The following is a 22,601-nucleotide window of genomic DNA, read 5'->3' as shown; positions in this document are numbered from 1 at the left end:
TCGCCCGCGCTGTCGCGGCGAGTATCCGGGGGGAACACACGTGTCACTGAACGAGTATCTGAAGTCCGTGAGTCGACGGTGGCTCATGATCGTGCTCCTCGCCGCGCTCGGCGCCGCCGGTGGCTACGCGATGGCCGCGGCGACCCCCGACGTGTACCGCTCGACGAGCAGCGTGCTCCTCACGAGCGAGAACGGCGGAAGCGCCGCCGAACTCGTGCAGGGAACGGCCTACATCGAGAACCTCGTGTCGTCGTACGTGCTCCTCGCCGACTCCGAGCTCGTGCTCGATCAGGTGATCGACGACCTCGATCTCGACATGAGCACGGCACGCCTCGCGGGGCAGATCACAGCGGGCTCGCCCCTCAACACGACGGTCATCGATCTGAGCGTCGTCGACGGCACGGCCGAAGGCGCTCAGCGCATCGCCCGCTCCGTGACCACACACCTCTCCCTCGCGGTCTCCGAGGTCTCCCCCACGAGCCCCGACGGCACGCCGACCGTGCGACTCACGACGATCCAGTCGGCCTCGCTCCCGTCGTTCCCGATCGCCCCGAACACGCGCCTCATGGTCGCGCTCGGCGCCGCGGTCGGCCTCGTGCTCGGGCTCGTCTACGCGATCATCCGCGGTCTCGTCTCGCAGCCGATCACCGACCCGCGCGAGATCGCCCACCTGACCGACGACCCCGTCGTCGGCGAGGTCGTTCTCGCGAAGCGCGACTCGACGCTTCCGGCGCGGGTGCTCATCGACCCGCAGGGGCTCGAGGCCGAGTCGCTCCGAACCCTCGCGGCGAATCTCACATTCCTCACGGTCGACGGAGGCCTCCGCTCGTTCGTCGTCACCTCCGCATCGCCGGGCGAGGCCAAGAGCTCGATCGCCGCGAGCCTCGCGCTGACCCTCGCCGAGTCATCCCAACGGGTTCTGCTCATCGACGCCGACCTGCGGCGTCCGACGATCGCGACGCTCACCCAGCTCGACGACGCGGTCGGCCTGACGGGCGTGCTCATCGGTCAGTACGACCTCGATGTCGCCGTTCAGCGCTGGGCCCACGACCGCCTCGATGTGCTGACGAGCGGCGCCGTGCCGCCGAACCCCACCCAGTTGCTCTCGAGCGATTCCATGCAGCATCTCATCGAGCAGGCGTCAGCCGAGTACGACGTCATCATCATCGATTCACCCCCGCTGCTCGCGGTGACGGATGCCGCGTGGATCGGGCGCATCACCGACGGCGCACTCGTCGTCGCACGCTACAACAAGACGACGGCGCGCGCTCTCACCCACCTGTTCGAGAAGCTCGAGAGCGCCGGCGTCCGCATGCTCGGCGTCGTCATCAGTTGCGTGCCGCGCCGCACGCGGGCCCGATACGGCTACGTGGCCGAGTACGCGCCGAAGTCGAAGGAAGCTCCCAGGAAGGGCGCGGCGCCCCGCGAGACGCCCGCCCCGACATCCCCGCCGGCGCACAGTAAATCAGCGGCGAAGAGCCCGACCGCCGAATCCGTCGAGACGGCGTCGTGACCCCCCGATGAACCCCATTCGGGGGTCACAAAAATTGCATGCAGAGACATGGTGTGTTTATATGTCGCATCGCCGCCCGCCCTCCCCGAGCTTTCCTCATTGAGACACGCGCGCCTCAGCGGCATGAGAAAACCTCGAGGATGACGTCCTGTGCACAGTAGACCCCTGAAGCCCACTCATCGAGGCCCCCGAGCCTCACGTCTCACACTCGCTGCGATCACGATCGCAGCGTTCACTCTGACCGGCGTCGGCCTCTCGGCCCCCGCAACGGCCGCGACCCAGACCACCGACGGCACGTCCGTCGTGACCGATGCCTTCAGCCGCACCGTAGCCTCCGGCTGGGGCTCCGCGGCGAGCGGGCTCGACTACGCGTCGAACCGCGCCGCCGACTTCTCGGTCAAGGACGGCGTTGGAAGCGTCGCCCTCGTGCCGGGCGCCTTCGGAACCCAGACGCTCCCCGGCGTCAGCACCCGCGACGCGCGCATCCGCGCGAACGTCACGCTCGACGCGCTGCCCGCCGCCGGCAACGGTGCGACCTTCTCGCTGACGCTGCGGTCGAACGGCGGAACGTCGTACCAGGCCCGCGCACGCTTCACGAAGAGCGCCTCGCTCAACCTCAGCCTGTCGCGCTACGACGGCTCGACGAGCAAGGAGACGTACATCGGCGACACCGTCGTGGCACTCCGCGACGTGCGTGCCGGCGAACCGATCACCGTCGAGTTCGTCGCCGCCGGCGCCGACGCGTCGGTGCAGCTCCTCGCCCGCGCATGGAAGAGCGCCGCCACGGCACCGCCCTGGCAGATCGACCGCGCCGACACCGACGCGAAGCGCATCACCGCCGCCGGGGCCGCCGGCATCACGACCTACCTCTCGGCCGAGTCCGCGGCCACGCGCCTGAGCGTCGACGACCTCGGCGTCTGGAAGGACCCCGTGCTCTCGGGCGGCGGATCGACGCCCGCCCCTGCTCCGACGACGCCCGCTCCCGCACCCGCTCCCGCTCCTGCGCCCGCTCCGGCTCCGGCTCCCGCGCCCGCGGCCGGGCTGCAGAACGCGCCCGCGATCACGGCCGGCTCCGTCGCCGTGGGATCGGCGAACTACTCCGTCCCCTCCGGCGCGATCTACGCGACGGCGAAGAACTCGACGTCGGGCGCCGGCACGGCCGCGTCGCCGTACGGCAGCGCCCAGAAGGCGATCGACGCCGCGAAGTCGGGATCGACGATCGTGCTGCGCGGCGGCACGTACCGCGAGTCGATCTACATCCCCAAGGGCAAGAACCTCACGATCCAGGCCTATCCGCGCGAGAGCGTCTGGTTCGACGGCTCGAAGCCCGTGACCGGATGGACGAAGAGCGGCTCGACGTGGGTCGTCGGCAAGTGGACGTACGACTTCGACAAGCGCGTCTCGTTCAACAAGAACCTCGACGAGTCGTCGCGCTTCATCGATCCCGCCTACCCCCTCGCGGGCTACCCCGACCAGGTCTGGATCAACGGCTCCTCCCTCAAGCAGGTCGGCTCGGCCGCAGCGGTCAAGGCCGGCACCTTCTTCGTCGACAAGGCGGGCGACCGGCTCATCGTCGGCTCCGACCCGAGCGGCAAGACGGTCGAGGCGAGCGTCCTCACCAAGGCGATCCAGGTGCACGGCGAAGGGTCGACGCTCCGAGGATTCGGCGTCAAGCGCTACGCAACCACTCTCAATATGATGGGCGCGGTCTCGGCCGAGGTGCCGAAGATCACCCTCGAGAACCTCGTCATCACCCAGAATGCGACCGTCGGTCTCTACGCCTGGGCGGCGGGCCACAACTTCCGTCAGCTGACCCTCTCCGACAACGGCATGATGGGCGCCGGCGCGAACGTCGCGACCGGCATGAAGCTCACGAACTCGCTCATCACGGGCAACAACACGGAGCGCTTCAAGCGCGCCCCCGTCTCGGGCGGCGTCAAGATCACGAAGTCGAACGACGTGGTGATCTCGGGCAACGTGTTCGCGAACAACCTCACGAGCGGCCTCTGGTTCGACGACTCGGCGTACAACGTCACGATCACGCGCAACGTCGTCCGCAACAACGGCGAGCACGGCATCGAGTTCGAGGCGAGCAACAAGGGCGTCATCGCCGACAACCGCATCAGCGGAAACGGCAACACGGGTCTCGTGATCTACGACGCCGGCGACCTCGAGGTGTGGAACAACACCTTCCAGGGCAACACCCGCACCATCTCGTTCCTGCAGGATCAGCGTCGTCAGGTGAACGCATCACTCACGTCGAAGATCCCGTGGGTCATGCGCTCCGTGAACGTGCGGAACAACGTCTTCTCCTACGGCGGAGGCGGCTGCCCCGTGCTGTCCCAGGACATGACGAACACGTGGTCGGGCAACGACTTCGGCATCACTCTCGACAGCAACGTCTACCACCGTGCGAGCTCCACGAGCCCGAGCAACTTCATCTGCTGGGCGAACGGCAGCGCCGGCACGAAGAGCTTCAAGACGATCGAGACGTTCCGATCCGGAACAGGGCACGACAAGAAGTCGAAACTGTGGGAAGGTGCTGCTGTGGTGGATTCTTCCCTCAACCTCGTGAGCTCCCGACTCGCGGCACCCGGCGCGACGAGCGCTGCGCTGCCCGCGGCCGTCGCGAGCGCGACCGGTGTCGCCGCCGGAGTGAAGAGCTTCGGCGCCCTGACGAACGCACCGAGGTGAGTACCGCGCGGGTTCAGAAGAACACGGCGCCCGCGCCTGCCCTTCTGAACCCGCGCACCCTCAGCGGTCGCATCGAACTGCGGACCCACTCGATCGTGGGCCTCGCGACCGCCGCCGTCATCGGCATGCGGATCGACCTCCCCTACGGCCTGCGGGTCGGCACGGTCATCGCGATCCTCCTCATCCCCGTGTGGCTTCCGACATTCGTGCGGATTCGCTCGGCCGTCGTGTTCTCGCTCATCGGCGTGGCCGCCGTCGTGAGCGGAGTCGTGCTGACGAGCATCCACTCGATCAACCACGCGAGCACCCAGAGCGACACGCTCTCGCGCAGCGTCATGATCATCGGACTCATCGCCTCGACCGGTGCGCTCGTCTGGGCGGCACGCGCTGTCGGGGTGGGGCGCATGTGCCTCGCGTTCTCGGTCGGAATGGTCCTCGGCATTCCTTTTAATCTGTCCGACCAGGAGAACGCCTGGCGCTTCACCTATTCGATCGCCATCGGCGCCCTCGTGCTGACGATCGCGTCGCTGTCGGGCCGGCTCTGGGTGCAGCTCGCCGCCCTCCTGGCACTCGCCCTGGTCGGCGCCGTCAACGACTCCCGATCGAACTCCGCGATGCTCCTGCTCGCCGCGGTCATCATCGTCTGGCAGCGGGTCAGCCAGTCCGTCATCCCGGGCCGGCGCGGTATCGGCAGCCTGCTCAGTCTCGTCGTGGCGGCCGTCGCCGTCTTCCTGCTCGTGCAATCGGCGATCCTCGAGGGCTACTTCGGTGAGGCGACGCAGGCGCGCACCCAGGCGCAGCTCGACCAGAGCGGCTCGGTGCTGCTCGGCGGCAGGCCCGAGATCGCGGCGAGCACGGCCCTCATCAGCGAGTACCCCTTCGGCATGGGCTCGGGCACGAACGCCAACTTCCTCGACATCCTCTCGGCGAAGATGGGCATGGCGAGCATTGGGTACGACCCGAACAACGGCTACGTCGAGCGGTATCTCTTCGGCGGTGCCATCGAGGTGCACTCGATGCTCGGCGACTTCTGGATCTGGTTCGGCCTCGCGGGTCTCGCCCTCGGACTGATGTCGCTCGTCATCGTCATCCGCGGGTTCTGGGTGCGCATGCGCGACCATGCCCTCACCGCCATCTATGCGTACCTGACGATCCGCTTCCTCTGGGACCTCGCCTTCAGCCCCGCCGTCTCGGCCACGCGACTGCTCCCGCTCATCCTCGCGCTCGGCCTGGTTCCGCTCCTCGTGCGGCGGACGAGCGAGACGGATGACTCCCACGCGGCCTCACTCACGACCGTGCCGTGGAAGGAGCGACGTGGCTGAGACCGCGCGGCGAGCGTCGCGCCTCGACTGGGTCGACACCGGCCGCGGCACCGCGATCCTGCTCGTCGTGCTCTTCCACTCCATCAACTGGCTGCTCGAGGCGGGGTTCGACGTCGCGGGCTGGCAGACGGCGAGTGCGTTCATCGCCTCGCTCCGCCTTCCTCTCTTCTTCATGCTCGCGGGGCTGTTCGCACAGAAGTGGCTCACGGCGCCGTGGCCGAAGCTCTGGTCGACGAAGCTCTCGCTCTACGTGTGGGTCTACGCCCTGTGGAGCGTCATCGCGACGTTCACCTTCATGCTCGGGCTGAACCTCCAGGGGCAGGAGGGCAACTACCTCTACCAGCTCGTCTATCTCGTCGCGGCGCCCGTCTCACCGCGGTTCGAGCTGTGGTTCATCTGGGCCCTCGCCCTCTTCTTCGCCGGCGCGAAGCTCATCCGTCGCGTCCCGCCGTGGATCCAGCTCTCGCTCGCCGCGATCCTCTCGATCGTGGCGATGTCGATCGAGGGCTTCGGCGGTATCGGGTGGGGCGGCGCCGCGAAGTACGCCTTCTTCTTCCTCGTCGGTCTCTACCTGCGCGATCGCATCATGACGTACGCGACGAGCACGCGATGGGCTCTGCTCGGCGTCGCGTGCGCGGTGTGGGCCGCGGTCGCCGCCGCGGGCACGTTCGGCGGGCTCGCGACGAGCGTGCCGGGCTATTACTTCCTGACGTGCTGCCTCGGGCTGCTCGCCGGCATCTGCCTCAGCCGGGTGCTCTCCCCCGTGCGGTTCCTCCGCCGCATCGGTTCGCGCACGCTCCCCATCTATCTGACGCACACGTCGATCATCCTCATCGTGTGCTGGCTGCTCCACTTCCTCGCCGAGCCGGTGAAGGAGAACCTGCTCGTCGCGGTCCTCGCGCCGCCGCTCCTCGCGGCCGGATCGGCGTGGCTCTCGCTCGTCATCGCGAACCGCGTCGAGCGCTCGCCCGTGCTGCGCTACGCCTACGTGCAGCCTGCGTGGCTCAGCCGGTCGAAGAGCGTCGACTCCCGCTGATCAGTCGGCGGATGTCTGCTCGCCGGCAGCGCTCCGGCGCCGGGCCATGTCGCGCGAGACGTACCAGATGTTCGGCACGATCTGACAGAGCAGCACGGCCGCGGCCGAGCCGATGACCGAACCGGCCGGGCCGAGCGGCGGGATGAGCCACCACGAGAGTCCGAGTGCGACGGGGATCATGACGATCGTGGGGATGACCTGGAAGCGGAGGCCCGCGAGGTCGGTCATGTACATGCCGAGCGGGTACTTCGCCGCCTGGAAGGCGACGAAGACGACGAACGACGCGATGAGAATGCCGTCGACCTCGATCTGACCGTCGGAGACGAACTCGACGAGCCACGGGCACGGCACGGCGATGCCGCCGGCGATCGCGAGACCGCCGAGCAGGAACCACAGCACGGGCTTGGCCGGCGACTCGACGACGCCCGCCGACCGGGCGCGCGCGAAGATCGGCCACAGGGCCACGCCCGCCGCGGCGATCGTCTGCAGCGCGATGCCGAAGAGCTGGGCCGCGACGTTGTACTCGGCGAGGTCGTCGATGCCGCCGAGATGGCTCACGAGGATGCGCGACGTCTGCATGGCGATCGGGAGCGCGAGCATCTGCACGAGCATCGGCCAGGCGAGGTTGAAGACCTTGACGCCCGGAGTGCGGCGCGGGTGCGCGATCTCGCGCACCGCGTTGCCGAGCTGCGGCGAGATCGCGCGCCGGGCGATCACGAGGCTGATGACGGCGACGAGAGCCGCCGCTATATAAGGGAACACCGCGAGGAACTCGGCGGCGGGAAGGGCGAACAGCACGCACGCGCCGACGGCGAGCATGATGAACGGCGCGATGATCGACTGCACCGAGATCTGGGTGGCCGTTCGCCCGAGGCCCACGAGGATGCGGGGCCCGACGGTGAGCGGCAGGCCGATGCCGAATACGGCGAGGCACGCGAGCGCGGCCCACTCGCCGCCCGGCAGGAGCCCCTCGCCGAGGATGAGCGGCCACCAGCCGGCGAACGTCACGACGACGGCCGCCGCGACGATGACGAACCCCGAGATGATGAGCACGCGGAAGGCACTCGTGATCGCGCGCATCATGTCGTGATCGGTGCGCACCGACTTCGACTGGGCGACGGCGTTGATGACGACCGCCGCGATACCGAGGTCGGCGAACGGCAGAAGCGAGGAGAGGCTCGAGAGCAGGCCGTACTGCGCGTAGGCGTCGGTACCGAACTCGGTGATGATGAGCCGGCTCGTGAGGATGCCGAGCACGCCGGTGAGGCCCATGACGAGCACCTTGGCGAACGCGGCGTTGCCGACGCCCGCCCACTTCGAGGCGGGTCGCTTCCGACGTCTCGAGCGGCGCTCGTCCGTCGTCTCCTCGGCCTGGGTCTCGGTCATGATTCGGGGAGCGGGCCGCGAGCGCTCCCCCACTCCGCGACGTCTCCGACGTGCTGCGCCGGGTTGCCGATGACGATGGTGGAGGCGGGCACGGATGAGCGCACGACCGAACCCGCTCCGACGACGGCGCCCTCGCCGACCGTGACGCCCTTGAGGATGAGCGAGCCGGTGCCGATGAGCACGCGGTCCTCGAGCACGATGCGCTTCGTGTGCGCGTGGATGCGGCCGTGGTCGTCGCGGATCCAGTGGAAGTCAGTGTCGAGGATCTGCACGTCCCACGAGATGCGGGTGCCGACGCCGATGATGACCTCGGTCTCGACGTTGAGGATCGAGCGGTCGCCGATCTTCGAGCCGTAGCTCATGACGAGACGGGCGCCGGGGCCGACCCACATGCGCACGCCGCGCGTGATCGTCGCGCCGCGGTGCAGGTCGTAGTGGCCAGGACCCGTGAGCTTCACGTCGCGCCCGATGCGCACTCCGGGGTGTCCGCGGAGCGCCCCGCGCGCATAGTCGAAGAAGTGCCGACGGAGGTTCGTGAGGTTCATCGTCGCCCTCCCTCGTCGGCCCTGATCGCGTCATCCATGAGCCAGTCGTGGGCCGCCACTCGACCGTCGACCGGCGGGAGATCGGCCACGATGTCGGAGGGCGATCGCGTCGAGCGTAGCGCTCCGACGAGGGCGTCGGCCAGGGATTCCGCCTCGGTGACGACGGCGTGACCATGCTGGTCGAGCCACTCGGCGAGACCGGTCTCGGGTGTCGTCACGATCTCGCAGCCGCGCGCGAGGCCCTCGACGATCGGCAGGCCGACCTGCTCACGCCAGAGCGGGCGACGCCGGGAGGGAAGGGTCAGCACCTTCGCCTCGCGGAGCGCGGCGAAGATCACGGGGCGCGGCGGGTCGATGTCGACCGTGACCGCGTCGTCGGCGGCTGCGAGGTCGCAGGCCGCGTCCTCACCGACACCGCGGCCGATGATGCGGAGGCGCGCCTCGGGCACGTGCCGGGCGACGATCGGCCACGCGTCGAGCACGTCGACGAAGCCCTTGCGCTCCGACAGGTCGCCGAGGAACACGATGGTCGGTTCGGCGACGGCGGGCAGGGGTTCGTCGGCACGCACGGGGAGCGCGGGCACGAGGGTCGCCGTCGGTTGCGCACGGCTTCGGCCGAATCGCGCGCGGTAGAGCGAGCGGGCGAGCGACGTGCCGTAGGCGATCCGGTCGACGAACGACCAGACCGCGGGAACGAGCAGCTGGTGGAGGCGCCCCCGCCACCGTGCGCGCGCGGGGAGCACGTCGAACAGGTCGCGCGGGTCGAGGCTCGCGATCGCATAGGTGACGACGCGGGCGCGGGGCGAACGGGTCACGGCCGCCCGCAGACGAGCGCCGAGGATGACGGCGAGCGAACGCGGCGCCGCCCGCGCGATGAACGGCTCGTTGATCTCGATGACGTCGATGCGATGCCGGAGCCCGTAGACGAAGGCACCGACGACTCCCGCGCGGCGGAGGTCGACCCGCCCCGCGATCGACTCGTCGAAGTCGTAGCGTCGCGAGCGGTAGAGCACGACCGTTCCGGGCCGGTCGACGATCCTCTCGAGGTGAGCGGTGCGTACGACGTCGTACAACTGGACGAGGAGGGGTCCCCGGGGAGAGGAACCTGCCCCCTCGTCCAGTCGGTCTGATGTCGGCCCGAGGAGATACACCTACGGGGCCGCGGTCACGGTGATCGCATCGAACGACAGGGTGACGGGGGCCGCGGCTGCGCCGCTCGACGGCAGGTAGCCGAAGACGGTCGGGCTGCCGGCCGTCTGCAGGGCCGCGGCCGAGTTGGTGCCCGTCGCGAGCCAGCCGGGCTCGGCGTCGGTCGCCTTCCAGACCTTCGCCCGCATCGTCGTCGCCGACGTACCGGTCACCGATGCGCTCAGGATGTACTTCTCACCCGGCACGAGCGTGAGGCCCGGAACGACGATCGCGGGTGCGACGGCGGTGGCCGAGTTCACGAGCATGTGGAGTCGCACGGTGCCGTCGGCCGCGACGCGGAGCCTCGCGACGTACTGATCGGCTCCGACTCGACGCGGCACGACCGAGACGTAGGTGCCGTCGACGATCTTGTCGACGCTGAACTCGGCGGTCACCTGCACGTCGGTCGCGGTCACGCCGTTGAGGTCGGCGTAGAGCGTGGCGTTCGAGGGGATCTGCATTCGGCCCACGCCGTCGGCCACCGAGAAGCGGCTGTTGCCGCCGCGCAGCGTCCACGCTCCACCCTGATCGGCGGTGCCCCATCCGCTCGCGAGTGCGCGAGTGAAGGTGTCCTTCGCGAGCACCGTCGGCCCGGGCGGGGCGACGACCGAGACCGTCACCGAACTCGTGGTCGTCGCCGTCGCGCCGGCGTTATCCGTTACCGTGAGCGTCACCGTGTAGGTGCCGGCCGAGGCGTACGGGTGGGAAGCCGTCGGGCCGGTGGCCGTGGCCCCGTCACCGAAGTTCCACGCGTACGACGCGATCGTTCCGTCGGGGTCGGTCGACCCCGATCCGTCGACCGAGACCGTGAGGCCCGAGGTCGACGACTGGATGACGGCCGTCGGAGCGACGTTCGGAGTGGGAGCGACGGTCACCGACTTCGTCGTCGACGCCGCCGCCCCGTCATCGTCGGTGACCGTGAGGGTCACCGTGTAGGTGCCGCCCGTGGCGTACGGGTGGGAAGCCGTCGGGCCGGTGGCCGTGGCCCCGTCACCGAAGCTCCACGCGTACGACGCGACCGTTCCGTCGGAGTCGGTCGACCCCGATCCGTCGACCGAGACCGTGAGGCCCGAGGTCGACGACTGGATGACGGCCGTCGGAGCGACGTTCGGAGCGGTGACGACCACGGTGCCGGTCGTCGTACCCGTGGCGCCGTCGTCGTCGGTCACCGTGAGGGTGACCGTGTACGTTCCGGGTGCCGAGTAAGAGTGCGAGACCGTCTGGCCCGTGCCCGTCGCCGTGTCACCGAAGTTCCACGAGTAGGAGGCGATCGTGCCGTCGGAGTCGGTCGAGCCCGCGGCGTCGAAGCCGACCGTCAGATCGGTCACCGACGACTCGAACGACGCGGTCGGCGCCGTGTTGACGGGCGCTCCCGTGCTTCCGAGCGAGTGGTGCGCTGCGGCCTCGCTCGCGGTGAGCACTCGCGAGTACACGGCCGTCTCGTCGTAGGAACCGATGAGGAACGGCGAGGACGAACCCCACGTGGTGTCTCCACCGACTCGCCAGTACCCGGTGTAGGGCTGGGCGCCCGTCTGCGGGTTGGTGCCGATCGACGCACCGTCGAGGTAGAGGTGCATGCCGTCGGCGCCCTGCGTGGCCACGACGTGGTGCCACTGGCCGTCGTTGAACGCGCCGCTCGAGGTGATCGTGTTCGTCTGACCGGTCCAGGTGCCGAAGACCACGCGACCGTCATCCTGCATGTAGACGTGTCGGTCGTAGTTGTTCGACGTGCCGCCCTGCTGGTCTCCGAATCCGATGATCTTGCCGCCCTGGGTGCTCGACGTCTTGAACCACGTCTCGAGCGAGTACCGGCCGGGGCTCGTGAACGACGTGTTGCTGAAGACGTTGCCGCCGCCGTTCGTGAACCGGATGCTGTGACCGGTGCCGTTGTCGAGGGCGGACGCTTCGCCGCGGTCGAACGAGCCGTTCACGCCACCGCTCGTCCCCGTGATGCTCGAGTCGGCGACCGTGGAGCCGCTCGTCTCGTCGTAGCGCCAGTAGAACTCGGGGTCGGCGTTGTAGATGAGCTTGCCGTAGGCGTCGCTCGGCTCGGCCGCGCCGCTGAGGGTGCGACCCGACGCCGTGTAGTGCTCGCGCACCTGGGCTCGGGTGAGAGCCGTGCCGTAGATCGAGACCTCATCGATGGTGCCGCTGAAGTTCGTGTTCGACGGTCCGTTCGGCCATCCGCCGAGGTTGTCGCCGCCGATCCTCCAGTAGCCGCTGTAGCCCTGACCGAAGGTGACGTCGGCGCGCTGGTCGATCCGCTTGCCGTCGACGTAGAACACCATGCCCTCGGGGCTCAGCGTGCCGACAACCTGGTGCCAGTTGCCGTCGTTGTAACCGGGTGCCGACTGCAGGGTCGAGACGCGGTTGTCGTAGATGCCGTACGTCAGTCGACCGGAGTTGTCCATGTAGATGTGACGGTCGTACGAGCCGGAGTTGCCGGTCATCTGGTTGCCGAAGCCGACGATCTTGCCGCCCTGGTTCGACGTCGTGCGGAACCACGCCTCGACCGAGAACGTGTTCGGGCCGGTGACCTGGACGTTCGTGCTGCCCGTCCCGGTCGCGGTGCCGTTGAACGTCGACGCCTTGTCGGTGTCGGCGCCGATCGCGCCGGTGGCTCCGCGGGTCACTCCCGCGCCGAGCGTCTGGTCGGAGCTCCCGACCCAGTCGGCCGCGGTCGTGCCGCTCGGCTCTCCGAGGCGCCAGTAGTTGACGGCGCCGTCGTCGAGGACGTTCTCGGCGTAGGGGCTGAGCTCCTGGTCGGAGACCGTGACGGTCACCCAGTCGGACTTGGCCACGTTGCCGTAGGGGTCGGTCGCCGTCACGCGGTAGCGGTGCGTCGCGCCGGCCGTGCGGCCCGTGTCCTTGAACGTCTTCTGAACGGGGGTCCAGAACGGCGTCGCGATGTCCTCGACGACGAGCGGCGTGCTCGCCTCGCTGTCGCGGAAGATGCGGTACGTGAGGCTCAGGTCGTCACGGTCCCAGTTGGAGCGGTAGCCGATGCGCACCTCTCCGGCCGAGATCGACGTGACGCTCGGGCTCCAGTTGGTGCCCGACAGTCGCGGTCCCTGCTTGTTGGGTGCGATCGAGCGCACCGCGTAGCGGACGAGACCCTGCTGCACGGCGCCGTTCACCTTCGGGAACTCGCCGCCGTAGAGCACGTACTTGTCGTTGCCCGCGACGGTCCAGACCGCCTGCGACTTGCCGGTGAACGTTCCGACGTCGGTCTGCGGGAACCAGTTGAGGATCTGCGGCTTCGGCACACCGGGGTGGTCGGGGTAGCCGTAGATGTCGGGCTTGTTGACACCCTCGGGCGTCTTCGTCGTGACCGTCGAGTGGTAGAACGACCACGGGTCGGTCTGCGGGAAGCCGCCGCTGTTGCCGCAGTAGTGCTTGTGGCTCGCCGAGTAGACGAGGCTTCCGGCGGCGGCGATGTCGTAGGTGTCACCGTGGCAGTCCTCGATCCAGACGAGGCCGCCGTCGCTCCATCGTGCGGCGAACGATCCCTCGATGTTGCCGCCGGCTCCGTAGTGCCAGCCCGTGCCGTAGATGTTCGTGCCGTCGCTCGTGACGCTCAGGATTCCGGCGCTCGGGCCGGCGTTGCGCACCTGGCTGTTCGCGGGGAAGGGCAGGGATGCACCCGAGACCGCGTCGACGAGGGCCATGCCGTAACCGGGGTCGCTGACCCCGCCGACCGACGTGAAGCTGCCCGAGAGCACGAGCTTCGTGCCCTCGGGGTTCACCGTGAGCGACTGCACCTGGCCGTTGTCGACGAGGGGTCGGAACGGCAGCACGCGGTTGTTCGCGACGTTGATGGCGGCGATGCGCGCTCGCGACGTACCGTTGACGGCGCTGAAGTAGCCGCCGACGTAGACCGTAGAGTTCGTCGCGGCGACCGACTGGGTCACTCCGTTGATGTTGGGGATGAGCGTCGACGAGAGCTGACCGCTCGGCAGGTCGAAGACAGCGATGCGGTTGCGTGTCTCGCCGTTGACCTGGGTGAATGTGCCGACCGCGTAGAGCTTCGTGCCGTCGGGCGAGACCGCCATGTCGCTCACTCGGTTGTTGACGACGGGGTTGAACGAGTTGATGAGCTCGCCTGTCGTCAGGTTGTACGCGAGGATGTTCGATCGCGGCACCAAGTTGGTGCCCGGCGCCGCTCCGGCGGGCCGGGCATTGCTGAACTGACCGCCGACGTACACGACGTTGCCCGCGATGGCCTGCGTCCACACCACGCCGGAGTCGATCTGCACCGTCGGCAGCGCATCGGCGCTGACCGTTTCGGGGAAGCTCGCTGCGGCGAGAGGCGCTTCGGTCGGGATCTCCTCGGCGGCGGCTGCGGTGGGCAGAGCGAGAAGCCCTGCGAGCACGACGATGCTGCTGGTGAGAAGTCCGACGGCCTGACGGGAACGGTCGTTGAACGGCATGGTAAGCCCCTTGACGTTGCATGCTCGCGCTCGGGTAACGCTGAGTGACGACGGACTTTTCGGGTGACCGCCGCTTCCGCAACTTATCGCGCTAACAATACCGTCGGCGTCGAGAAGCACAGACCCCCAATGTGGGGGCAAAAAGTGAACCCGCTCGGCGAGCCGACCGATCAGCCGACGACGGGGCCCTCGAAGAGCACGATCGTCTGGTCGATGTCGACGTCGATCTCGACGCGCACCCGCTCGCGATCATCAGCCGGAACGCTGAAGACGTAGACGCCCGTCGCGCTCGCTCCGGCGGCGACCTCCTCGGGCAGCGGCGCGCCTCCGGGCTGCAGGATCGGGTTGCCCGCCGTGAGCGAATCGCCGTAGTACAGGTTCACGATCGTCTGACGGAGCGAGATCGTCTCGGCCGAGTCGTTCCGCAGGTCGACCGTGACACGGATCGCCGGACCGCTGACCTCACCGGGGATCTGGGCCTCACCCTCGACGGATTCGAGACCGGTGACGGCGATCGTGATCCCGTTCTCGATCGGCATGGGCTCCTCGAACGGCACGGGCACCGCCGTGGCGCGCCCGAACTCGTCGACGGAGGGCGTCTCCATCGGCGGCACGGCCGTCGGGGTCGCCGTCGCGGGGATCGGCGTGGGCGCGTCCGACACGGTGGTCGTCTCGCCGGCCTCCGCGCCGGGCTCGGCTACGCCGTTCGAGGCGACGAGGAACCAGACGAGTGCGCCGACGAGGATGACGGCGACGCCGCCGATCACCCAGAGCAGTGTCGTGCGCCGCGACGCAGGGGTCGCGGGTGCGGGAGTCTGTTCGTCCATGTCGATTCCGCCTCTTCGAACCGGGCCGCGGGGGTTCGGGCACCCGCGTGCTTTCTTGGATCGTAGGGGAGGATTCCTCGCCATCCCCCGTGAATCGGAGAATTACCTCCGCGCCGTCGCCGCGATCCGTCGCGCGTCGCGCACACCGCGCCATCCGGCCGACAGCGGCGCCCACGGCGACAGGAACTGGCGGCGGCCGCCGCGCAGCAGCACCGCTCGGGCCTGAGCGACGATGCCGCGCCGCCACCGACGCACGCCATCGGCGTCGAGGTGCCGCGTCGCGAAGAGCATGCGATTGCGGATGTTGTAGTAGTAATAACCGCTCGACTTCGCGCGCGACGGTGCAGCATCGGCGCGCTGCGTGCCGCCTTCGTCATGGATCGCCGTCGCCGCCTCGACGAGGGCCAGACGGCCTCCCGCATCGACGATCCTGAACGAGAAGTCGACGTCCTCCCAGTACAGGAAGTACTCCTCGTCGAATCCTCCCGACGCCTCCCACGCGACATCCGTCACGAGCACACACGCACCCGTGAGCCACTCGCGCCGAGGGGCGTCGGGGTGGAGGTCACGCCGAGATCGCCCGCGGGTCGTGCCATCGTCGAGATAGAGGTCGGCGCCCGCGAACCAGACCGCGCCGTCGGAGTCGACGATGCGCGGGGCCGCCGCGACGAGCCGACCGTCGTCGATCTCGGCTTCGAGCAGGGCGACGGATGCCGCATCGATCGTCGCATCGGGGTTCAGAAGCAGCACGGCGGTCGCGCCTGCGGCGAGCGCTTGGCGGACGCCGAGGTTCACTCCGCCGCCGAAGCCGAGGTTCGCGTCGGGCGTGAGGAGGGTCCAGGCGTGCTCGGCGCACACGGCGACGGCGCGCCGACGCTCGTCGTCGGTCGAGAAGTTGTCGACGACGACGATCGCGGCGTCCGGCAGCTCAGCGGCCGTCTGCGCGAGGTTCGTCGCGAGCAGGCCCGACGACGCGTAGTTGACGACGATCACTGCCAGTCGCTCGCTCATCGTTCTCCGAACCACCCGTCGACGTGGTCAGTAGTATAGGCCGAGCGTCGGCAGAGCCGACCGGAGGCGGACGGGGGCGTGAGCGACGTGGCTGCACGATTCCGCCGGGCCCGGAAGCCTCGCATTCTCGCGGTGCACCCGGGTGCCGAGCTCTACGGTTCCGATCGGGTGCTACTCGAGAGCGTCGCCGGCTTCGTCGCCGACGACATGGACGTGACGGTCGTCCTCCCCGCGGACGGCCCTCTCGTCGTGGCCCTGCGCGATGCCGGCGCACGCGTCGAGATCGCGCCGACCCTGGTGCTCAGGAAGAGCCTCGTGAGCCTCCGCGGCATCCCCGCGCTCATCGGCCAGAGCGTGCTCGGCGCGGTGCACGCGTGGCGCGCGATCAGCAGGTTCCGCCCCGATGCGATCTACGTCAGCACCGTCACGATCCCCCTCTGGCCCGTCATCGCCCGACTGCGGCGCACCCGGGTCATGAGCCACGTGCACGAGGCCGAATCGAGCGCGTCGGCGACGGTGCTGCGCTTGCTCTACCTGCCGCACCGCGCCGCACACGCGGTCGTCGTCAACAGCGAGTTCAGTCGCGGTGTCATCGCGAGCGTCGACCCCGACCTCGGCGAGCGGAGCGTCGTGGTCTACAACGGCGTCGCCGGCCCCGCGGCACCGTCGGCCGCGCGAGAGAGCCTCACGGGCGACATCCGCCTCGCCTATCTCGGCCGGTTGTCACCCCGCAAGGGCCCCGACCTCGTCGTCGACGCGGTCATCGCGTTGCGCGGCGACGGTCTGCCCGTCCGCGCAGACCTCATCGGCGCCGTGTTCAGCGGCTACGAGTGGTTCGAGGACGACCTGCGCGAGACGATCGCCGCCCACGGCCTGCGCGACACGGTCGCCCTCACGGGATTCCACTCCGACGTGTGGCCATTCCTCGACGCGGCCGACATCATCGTCATCCCCTCGCGCAGCGACGAGCCGTTCGGCAACACGGCCGTCGAGGGAGTGCTCGCTCGCCGGCCCGTCATCGTGAGCGACACGAGCGGTCTGCGCGAGGCGGCCGCGGGCTTCGACTCGGCCGTCACGGTGCCGGCCGACGACGCCGCCGCGATCGCGGCGGCCGTGAGGCGCATCGCCGACGAGTGGCCCGCGATGCGGGACGCCGCCGAGCGCTCGGCCGAGGATGCCGCGACGCGACTCTCACCGGAACGCTACCGACGCGAGCTCGTCGGACGGATGAACGCCCTCCTCGCCCCGCGCGGCTAGAGGCCGGAGCTCACCCGCGCCGGTACGGCGACGCCGCGTAGCCGACGACGGCCGCGAGCTCTCCGCGGCCGCGCATCGCGAAGCGTTCGCCGAAGGCGCGGTCGCGGAGGGAACCGCGGAGCCGTCCGCGCGTCGCCCGCGCGACGCCGATGACGATGCGCGCGAGGCCGCTGAGCGCGAGGCGGGCTCGCACGACGAGACGCTCGCCGAATGAATCGGCGAGCGCCAGATCGACGCGCGCACCCGCGTTCGAGAGCGAGAACACGCGGCGGAGGTTGTACGAACGGCTCATGCGATCGGCGGGGATGTGGTCGTGCACGACGGCCTCGGTGCACCACACGATGCGCCCGCCGAGCTTCACGAGTCGCCGGGTGAAGAGCGAGTCCTCGCCGCCCGTCAGGCCGAATCGCTCGTCGAAACGCAGCGCATGCCGCTCGACCCATGCGCGGTCGAGCAGCAGGTTGTTCGTCGCCGCCCGGTCGACGGCGTCGCCCGTGACGAGCCCCGCTCGATGCGTGCGCAGGTGCGACTCGCTCGCGACGACCCACGGGTCGACCGGCCCGTCGGGCGCCGCGACGACGGGGCCGGCGACGGCGGTCGCGGTGAACCGTTCGCGCGTCTCGATGAGGGCGACGAGCCAGCGCTCCTCGGGGCTCTCGTCATCGTCGATGAAGACGAGCAGGTCGGAGCCGGCCGACTCGTCGAGCGCCCGGTTCCGCACCGCCGTCACGCCCGGCGCGGCTTCGGTCGTGTAGCGCACACGATCATCGACGTGCTTGGCGACGGTCTCGCGTGCGCTCTCGTCGGGGTCGTTGTCGATGATCACGAGGCCGAGGGTCAGGTCGGGGCGCCAGGCCACGGCGGTCTCGAACTGGGCGAACAGTCGAGGGATGAGCGCGTGGAGGCGTTCGGGCCGGCGGAAGGTGGCCACGGCCACGGTCACCACACTCATTCGTCGTCCTCCGTCGGGCACCGGGTGAGGCCACCCGTACGGGGCAGTCGACGGGGGGCTCGGGGGGAGACTACACTCTCACCGAACGTCACGGCTCCCTAACCGTGGCGAACCCGATGAACGGACATACCCGAATGCCCGCCATACCGACGACCCCGAACGACCGCGCCCCGAACCGCCGTCGACGTGTCTTCCTCAGTGCCTACGCCTGCGGACCCGTCGAGGAACCTGAAGCGAGCGCCGGTTGGGCTTTCGCGACGGCCGCGGCCGAGCACGACGACGTCTGGGTGGTGACACGACGACGCTTCGAGCCCGCCGTGACGGCCGCCCTCGCGGCCGACCCCGAACTCGCGTCGCATCTCACCGTCATCCATATCGATCTCTCCGACCGCGTGCGTGCGTGGTGGAAGCACTCGTGGGATCTCTACTGGTACTACGCCCTGTGGCAGCGGAAGCTCCTCCGCACCGTCACGCGACTGCATGCCGAACTGCACTTCGACCTCGTCCACCACGTGACGTTCGCCAACGACTGGATGCCGTGCGGCCTCAGCCGACTGCCGGACGTGCCGTTCGTGTGGGGCCCGATCGGCGGGGCGACGAAGATGCCGTACTGGAAGCTGCGCCGCTGGCTCGGCACGCGGGGCCTCGTCTACGAACTCATCCGCGACCTCGTCACGCGCGTTCCCCGGCGTATCTTCGGCGACCCCGCGGCTCGTCGCGCGAGCCTCGTCATCGCGCAGAACCAGGACGTCGCCGATCGATTCCGGCGTGCCGAGCGCGTGATCGTCGAGCCGAACGCGGCGCTCGACCTCGCGGCGATGCCCGAACCCGAGCCCCGTTCGACGGGGCCGACGCCGACCAAGCGAGCCGTGTACGTCGGTCGCCTCATCCCACTCAAGGGCGTGCCGCTCGCGATCTCGGCGATCGCCCGCGAGACGAGCACCGAGTGGACTCTCGACATCTACGGATCGGGCCCGCAACGCGAACTGCTCGAGTCGCTCGCCGCCGAGCTCGGCGTCACCGCACGCATCCGGTTCCTCGGGCATCGTCCGCGCGCCGAGGTGCTGCGCGCCCTCGCCGAGGCCGACGCGATGCTCTTCCCGTCGATGCACGACCAGGCGGGGTGGGCGGCCGCCGAGGCGAGCACGCTCGGCTGCCCCGTCGTCTGCCTGCCCCTCGGCGGGCCGCCGCTGCTCGCCGAACCGAACGCCTTCGTCGCCTCGATCGACGGCGACATCGTCGGCAACCTCGCCGAGCAGTTGCGGCTCGCGGGCGAGCGCGGCGGCGTGCCCCACGACCGCTGGGGTGCGGGCCGGCTGACCCGCCTCGTCGACGAGTGGTACTCCGATGTGCTGCAGCTCGAGGTCGCGCGATGAGTGTGACCGCGCCGATCGTCGTGCTCGAGTCGTTGCGCGAGATCCGACCCACGACGAACCCCTACCTCGTGCAGCTCATCGCGGCGCTCGAGAGCGAGCCCGGCGCCGAGGTGCGCTTCTTCAGCTACCGCCGCGCGCTGTTCGGTCACTACGACGTCTTCCACGTGCACTGGCCCGAGATCATCTTCGGCGGGCATCGGCTCGCGGGCCGTGTGGTCCGCCGGCTCTTCGCCGCAGCCTTCCTCCTCCGCCTCCGGATGACGCGCACCCCCGTCATCCGCACCTGGCACAATCTCGAGCGACCCGACGGACTCGGCCGCATCGACGCACTCCTGCTCGACGGGTTCGACCGCGCGACGACCCTCCGCATCAGGCTCAACGACCTCACCGAGTTCCCCTCGGGCGAACTCGCGGCGACGATCCCGCACGGTCACTACCGCGACTGGTTCGAGCGTTTCCCGACGAGCGAGAGCGTCGCGGGGCGCGTCGCCTACGTCGGTCTGATCCGGCGGTACAAGGGTGTCGAGGGTCTCGTCGAGGCGTTCCGCTCCCTCGACGATCCGTCGCTCTCACTGCACGTCTCCGGGAAGCCGTCGACGCCCGAGCTCGCCGCGACCCTTCGTGGTCTCGCGGCGGGAGACGACAGGATCGCCCTGCACCTCGCCTTCCTCGACGAGCCCGACCTCGTGAGATCGATCGGCGAGGCCGAGCTCGTCGTGCTGCCGTACCGGCACATGCACAACTCCGGTACGGTGCTCGCCGCCCTCTCCCTCGACCGGCCCGTGCTCGTGCCCGCGAACGACGTCAACCGGCGTCTCGCGATCGAGGTGGGCGCCGGCTGGGTGCACCTCTTCGACGGCGACCTCGGCGCCGACGACATCGCGGCGGCCCTCGCCGCTCCCCGGCCCGAGACGGGCTCACCCGACCTCGGCGCACGCGAGTGGACTCTCGCCGGCGCCGCCCACGCGGATGCGTTTCGCACCGCGCTCGACGCACGAGCGGGACACCGCCGTCGCCGAGACCTGAACGTCGCACACTGAATCGCGCCCCGAACGCGCGAGAGGGGGAACCACCCATGGTCCTCAAGAGAATCGCCTTCGAAGTGAAGACCCGACTGGGAGCCCGATCGAGCCTCGCGCTCGAGCGGGAGTTCCGTCGGAACGATCACCTCGATCCCGCCGAGCTCGAGTCGCTCCGGGCGTCGCGCGCGATCGCGCACGCGCGGTTCGCGATGCAGAACAGCCCCTTCTACCGGGACTTCTACGGCGACGCCGGGTTCAGCCTCGATGACCTGCGCGACCCCGCCGCGTTCACCGCGCTCCCCCTCCTCGACAAGGAGACGGTGCGCGCGAACTTCGACACGATCCGCACACCCGAGGCGACGCCCGAGTCGAGTGCTCAGTCGGCGACGGGAGGCAGCACGGGCCAGCCGCTCCGCATCCTGCGCGACCTGCGCTTCCCCGCGCGGGCGATCGAGTGGCGGCTCTTCCGCTGGTGGGGCATCGACCCGTGGGACAACCGCGCGAACGTCTACCGGCACGTGCTCGTGGGGGACGCGCGCGTGAAGCACGACCGCCAGTGGTGGCCGTCGAAGCGCCTGCACCTCGATGCGTTCTCGATGACGGATGACGCGGTGCGCACGTTCGTCGACGAGTGGAACCGTGCTCGGCCGACCCTCCTGTTCGCCTACGTCGGGGCCGCTCTCGAACTCGCGCGCGCCCTCGGCCGTCTCGGTCTCGCGATGCACCCGCCGCGCGCGATCGCCGTGACCGCGGCGCCCCTGCCCGAGAGCCAGCGACTCGAGATCGAGGCCGGCCTCGGCGCACCCGTCTACGACCACTACCGCGCCTCGGAGATGCCGTGGCTCGCGGGCGAGTGCGCCGAGCAGCACGGCCTGCACCTCTTCAGCGACGTGCGCACCGTCGAGGTGCTCGACGACGACGGACACCCCGTCGAGGCCGGAACGACGGGCGAGGTCGTCGCGACCGACATGACGAATCGCGTCTTCCCGCTCATCCGCTACCGCATGGGCGACCGCACGACGCCCATCAACGGGAGGTGCGCGTGCGGCGTGACGCTGCCACGCATCGCACCCGTCTCGGGCCGACTCGTCGAGGCGCTCCGGCTGCCGGGCGGCGGCGTCGTCGCGGGCGAGGCGCTCGCTCAGCTCTTCAGCAAGACGCCCCGCGCCGTGCGACAGTTCCAGCTCGTGCAGGCGGCCGACTACTCGGTCATCGTGCGCGCCATCCCCGGCGACGATCCCGACGCACTCGCGATCATCGAGCGCGCGGCCCGACTCGTCCACGACAACGCCGCGGGCGCCGTTCCCGTGCGCCACGAGGTCGTCGACACGATTCCCCACGTAGGAGGCAAGACGCGATTCATCATCAGTGAAGCCCCGGTCTGACCCGATCCCCGACTCTGGCGCCCCGAACGCCTGAGCGCTACACTCTCCCCATCTCCCGACCCGAACGTCGACGCGGAACCCGAATCCCGCGGACGGCGTGAGAGAAAACCCGAGCTTACCCGCTATGACGCTTACCGAACCCGTTTCCCGACCCCGAACGACAGGCCGGATCGGCTATGCCGCCGGCGCCTACGATCTGTTCCACGTCGGCCACCTCAACATCCTCAAGCACGCGAAGAGCGCGTGCGACTACCTCATCGCGGGCGTCGTCTCCGATGAGATGCTCGAGCTCACGAAGGGCAGGGCACCGATCGTGCCGTTGTCGGAACGGCTCGAGATCGTCAGCCACATCTCCTACGTCGACGAGGCGCGGGCCGAGGTCGTGCCCGACAAGCTCGCCACGTGGAACGACGTGCACTTCGACGTCTTCTTCAAGGGCGACGACTGGCGCGGCACCGAACGGGGCATGCGTCTCGAGCGCGAGTTCGCGGCCGTCGGCGTCGAGGTCGTGTACTTCCCGTACACGATGCACACGTCGAGCACGAAGCTGCGCGCCGCCCTCGACGCCCTGCAGCGCCCCCGCGAGTTCGAGTCGGCCGCGCGCGAGTGACCGCAGCCCGAGACGGCCGGCCTGCGAAGAGTATGTGAACTCTTCTC

At 69.5% G+C, this 22,601-nt stretch carries 16 protein-coding genes; 9 read left to right on the top strand and 7 right to left on the bottom strand.

The window, feature by feature from the left end; translation table 11 throughout:
- Nucleotides 1-40: 40 nt before the first annotated feature.
- The 4 genes from BJ972_RS14780 (at nucleotide 41) to BJ972_RS14765 (ending at nucleotide 6,565) form a co-directional block, all read left to right on the top strand.
- Nucleotides 41-1,513: a tyrosine-protein kinase domain-containing protein gene (locus tag BJ972_RS14780; RefSeq protein WP_129177063.1), complete on the top strand. Its 1,473-nt coding sequence runs from the start codon at nucleotides 41-43 to the stop codon at nucleotides 1,511-1,513.
- Between the two features lie 150 nt (nucleotides 1,514-1,663).
- Nucleotides 1,664-4,207: a right-handed parallel beta-helix repeat-containing protein gene (locus BJ972_RS17750; protein ID WP_129177061.1), complete on the top strand. Its 2,544-nt coding sequence runs from the start codon at nucleotides 1,664-1,666 to the stop codon at nucleotides 4,205-4,207.
- The gene (locus tag BJ972_RS14770; RefSeq protein ID WP_129177059.1) at nucleotides 4,204-5,529 is read left to right on the top strand and encodes an O-antigen ligase family protein; all 1,326 of its coding nucleotides are present in this window, start codon (nucleotides 4,204-4,206) and stop codon (nucleotides 5,527-5,529) included. The genes BJ972_RS17750 and BJ972_RS14770 overlap by 4 nt, the downstream gene beginning before the upstream one ends.
- Nucleotides 5,522-6,565, top strand: a complete 1,044-nt coding sequence (locus BJ972_RS14765; RefSeq protein ID WP_164989994.1) for an acyltransferase family protein — start codon at nucleotides 5,522-5,524, stop codon at nucleotides 6,563-6,565. The genes BJ972_RS14770 and BJ972_RS14765 overlap by 8 nt, the downstream gene beginning before the upstream one ends.
- On the opposite strand, the gene BJ972_RS14760 is transcribed toward BJ972_RS14765, so the two are convergent.
- The 6 genes from BJ972_RS14760 to BJ972_RS14735 form a co-directional block, all read right to left on the bottom strand.
- Nucleotides 6,566-7,951: an oligosaccharide flippase family protein gene (locus tag BJ972_RS14760; protein WP_129177055.1), complete on the bottom strand. Its 1,386-nt coding sequence runs from the start codon at nucleotides 7,949-7,951 to the stop codon at nucleotides 6,566-6,568.
- Nucleotides 7,948-8,496 carry an acyltransferase gene (locus BJ972_RS14755; RefSeq protein WP_129177053.1) on the bottom strand — a complete coding sequence of 183 codons (549 nt, stop codon included), beginning with the start codon at nucleotides 8,494-8,496 and terminating at the stop codon, nucleotides 7,948-7,950. Before BJ972_RS14755 ends, BJ972_RS14760 begins: the two co-directional genes overlap by 4 nt.
- Entirely contained in the window at nucleotides 8,493-9,569 is a 1,077-nt protein-coding gene (locus BJ972_RS14750; protein ID WP_164989993.1) for a glycosyltransferase family 4 protein, read from the bottom strand. Before BJ972_RS14750 ends, BJ972_RS14755 begins: the two co-directional genes overlap by 4 nt.
- A 78-nt stretch (nucleotides 9,570-9,647) precedes the next feature.
- The gene (locus BJ972_RS17810; protein ID WP_129177048.1) at nucleotides 9,648-14,114 is read right to left on the bottom strand and encodes a PKD domain-containing protein; all 4,467 of its coding nucleotides are present in this window, start codon (nucleotides 14,112-14,114) and stop codon (nucleotides 9,648-9,650) included.
- 170 nt (nucleotides 14,115-14,284) lie between these two features.
- The gene (locus tag BJ972_RS14740; RefSeq protein WP_129177046.1) at nucleotides 14,285-14,941 is read right to left on the bottom strand and encodes a DUF4352 domain-containing protein; all 657 of its coding nucleotides are present in this window, start codon (nucleotides 14,939-14,941) and stop codon (nucleotides 14,285-14,287) included.
- Nucleotides 14,942-15,043: 102 nt separating this feature from the next.
- Entirely contained in the window at nucleotides 15,044-15,952 is a 909-nt protein-coding gene (locus tag BJ972_RS14735) for a glycosyltransferase (protein ID WP_129177044.1), read from the bottom strand.
- 78 nt (nucleotides 15,953-16,030) lie between these two features.
- On the opposite strand from BJ972_RS14735, the gene BJ972_RS14730 reads away from it, so the two are divergent.
- Nucleotides 16,031-17,209: a glycosyltransferase gene (locus BJ972_RS14730; protein ID WP_241830903.1), complete on the top strand. Its 1,179-nt coding sequence runs from the start codon at nucleotides 16,031-16,033 to the stop codon at nucleotides 17,207-17,209.
- A 10-nt stretch (nucleotides 17,210-17,219) separates the two neighbouring features.
- Here BJ972_RS14730 and BJ972_RS14725 read toward each other — a convergent pair whose 3' ends face one another.
- Nucleotides 17,220-18,146: a glycosyltransferase family 2 protein gene (locus BJ972_RS14725; RefSeq protein ID WP_206736552.1), complete on the bottom strand. Its 927-nt coding sequence runs from the start codon at nucleotides 18,144-18,146 to the stop codon at nucleotides 17,220-17,222.
- 149 nt (nucleotides 18,147-18,295) lie between these two features.
- Between BJ972_RS14725 and BJ972_RS17440 the strand changes: the two genes are divergently transcribed.
- The 4 genes from BJ972_RS17440 to BJ972_RS14710 all read left to right on the top strand — a co-directional run bounded on the left by BJ972_RS17440 (nucleotide 18,296) and on the right by BJ972_RS14710 (nucleotide 22,554).
- The gene (locus BJ972_RS17440) at nucleotides 18,296-19,537 is read left to right on the top strand and encodes a glycosyltransferase family 4 protein (RefSeq protein ID WP_241830902.1); all 1,242 of its coding nucleotides are present in this window, start codon (nucleotides 18,296-18,298) and stop codon (nucleotides 19,535-19,537) included.
- Entirely contained in the window at nucleotides 19,534-20,577 is a 1,044-nt protein-coding gene (locus BJ972_RS17435; RefSeq protein ID WP_241830901.1) for a glycosyltransferase, read from the top strand. The genes BJ972_RS17440 and BJ972_RS17435 overlap by 4 nt, the downstream gene beginning before the upstream one ends.
- Before the next feature lie 35 nt (nucleotides 20,578-20,612).
- Nucleotides 20,613-21,944, top strand: a complete 1,332-nt coding sequence (locus BJ972_RS14715) for a phenylacetate--CoA ligase family protein (protein WP_129177040.1) — start codon at nucleotides 20,613-20,615, stop codon at nucleotides 21,942-21,944.
- Nucleotides 21,945-22,068: 124 nt separating this feature from the next.
- Nucleotides 22,069-22,554, top strand: coding sequence for an FAD synthase family protein (locus BJ972_RS14710; RefSeq protein WP_129177038.1), 486 nt, complete (start codon nucleotides 22,069-22,071; stop codon nucleotides 22,552-22,554).
- Nucleotides 22,555-22,601 lie beyond the last annotated feature (47 nt).

This window comes from Agromyces atrinae, assembly GCF_013407835.1.
In the GTDB taxonomy this organism is placed as follows: domain Bacteria; phylum Actinomycetota; class Actinomycetes; order Actinomycetales; family Microbacteriaceae; genus Agromyces; species Agromyces atrinae.
Note: the sequence above shows the minus strand (reverse complement) of the source record. Positions and strands in the feature narration are given on the sequence as shown.